Genomic DNA, 1,997 nt, shown 5'->3' with positions numbered 1-1,997 from the left:
CTTACGAAAATATGGTGTTCCAGTCACGACTCGTGAACTGATTGACTTAAATCGTGCAGTAAGCGAAGGGCTAGTTTTTGCCGATCAAGAAGATTTCTATCAACTTGCTAAAACCATTTTAGTTAAAGATGAACGTTTTTTTGATAAGTTCGATCGTGCCATGAAAGATTACTTTGATGGCATAGAAACCTTTGATATTGATGAGTTACTTAAGCAAGTCCATAAACTTCCAAAAGACTGGTTCGACTTAGAACTTCTAGAAAAGCATTTAACACCAGAGCAAAGAGCTGAACTTCAAAAAGCTGGTTCTTTAGAAGAACTGATGAAAATGCTAGAAGAGCGTTTACGTGAACAGCATAAAAAACATCAAGGTGGTAACCGTATGGTTGGCACGGGTGGAACTTCACCTTTTGGTGCTTTTGGTGACCATCCGGAAGGCGTCAGAATTGGTGGGCCGGGCCGTAAGCGTTCGGCGGTTAAAGTATGGGAACAGCGTAAATACCAAAATCTAGATGATGACCAAGTTCTTGGTACCCGCCAAATGCAAATTGCTTTACGACGTTTACGTAAATTTGCAAGACAAGGTGCTGCCGAAGAGTTAGACGTTGACGGTACAATCCGTGAAACGGCCAAGCAGGGTATTCTTGACGTCCAAATGGTGCCAGAGCGTCGAAATCGAATCAAAGTGCTCATGTTGTTTGATGTAGGCGGTTCGATGGATGCACACATTGCCCAATGTGAAAAGTTATTTAGCGCAGCTAAAACAGAATTTAAAACGCTTGAATACTTTTATTTTCATAACTGTCTTTATGACTATGTTTGGAAAGATAATTACCGAAGAACAGCGACCCGCATGAATACGTGGGATTTGTTTCATACTTACGGACGTGACTATCGTGTAATTGTCGTAGGTGATGCCAGTATGGCACCGTATGAGCTGAAATCGGTAGGTGGCTCGGTTGAATATATGAATGATGAAGCTGGTGAAGTTTGGTTACGTCGCCTACGCCAGCATTTTGATAAAACAGCATGGTTAAACCCTGAAACAGAAGGGTATTGGCATTACACTCAAACTATTGGTTGGATTAAAGAGATTTTTGAAAACCACATGTATCCAATGACTCTAAAAGGCATTGAGGATTTGACGCGTTACCTTTCTCGATAAACTTGATAACTTTAATAATTTAAAAAGAGGGATAATATGCAACATCAAATTAATGGTATTGCTTTACCGAATGAACAAGGATTTTTTGGTGAGTATGGAGGTCAGTTTATTCCTCCGCATTTAAAAGAAGCAATGGATGAAATTAATGTTGCTTATGAAGAAATTCGCTATACACCAGAATTTCAAAATGAATTAGCAGACCTCTTTGCAAATTATGTCGGCCGTCCAAGTCCTTTATTTCATGCAAAACGCCTTTCAGAACAGTTAGGTGGCGCGCAAATTTATTTAAAACGTGAAGACTTAAATCATACCGGTGCCCATAAAATTAATCACTGTTTAGGTGAGGCTCTACTTGCTAAATATATGGGCAAAAAGAAAGTTATCGCCGAGACTGGTGCGGGTCAACATGGGGTTGCTTTAGCAACTGCTTGTGCTCTAGTGGGTATTCCATGTGAGATCCACATGGGTCAAGTTGATATTGAAAAAGAACATCCAAATGTGGTCAAAATGAAAATTTTGGGCGCTCATTTGGTGTCAGTAACTCGCGGTACAGCAACCTTAAAAGATGCGGTTGATAGCGCGTTTGAAGAATATTTAAAAGATCCTAAAAATTTTATTTATGCGATTGGTTCTGTGGTTGGTCCACATCCATTTCCTAAAATAGTTCGAGATTTTCAATCAATTATTGGTAAGGAAATTAAAGAGCAGACGCATCAACGATTTGGTAAAAACCCAGATTATGTTGTCGCATGTGTCGGTGGCGGTTCAAATGCAATCGGTGCGTTTACAGCTTTTTTAAACGATTCAGATGTGAAACTTGTAGGAGTTGAAC

General features: G+C 39.8%; 2 protein-coding genes. Both read left to right on the top strand.

Annotation, left to right across the window (positions count from 1 at the left end; translation table 11 throughout):
• Nucleotides 1-1,165, top strand: a 1,165-nt coding sequence (locus tag VXQ92_RS16220; RefSeq protein WP_416682526.1) for a vWA domain-containing protein, incomplete at its 5' end; no start/stop codon positions are given.
• Nucleotides 1,166-1,201: 36 nt separating this feature from the next.
• A partial coding sequence (locus VXQ92_RS16215; RefSeq protein WP_416682525.1) for a pyridoxal-phosphate dependent enzyme occupies nucleotides 1,202-1,997 on the top strand: 796 nt, incomplete at its 3' end.

The organism is Acinetobacter sp. 228 (assembly GCF_048147885.1).
Note: the sequence above shows the minus strand (reverse complement) of the source record. Positions and strands in the feature narration are given on the sequence as shown.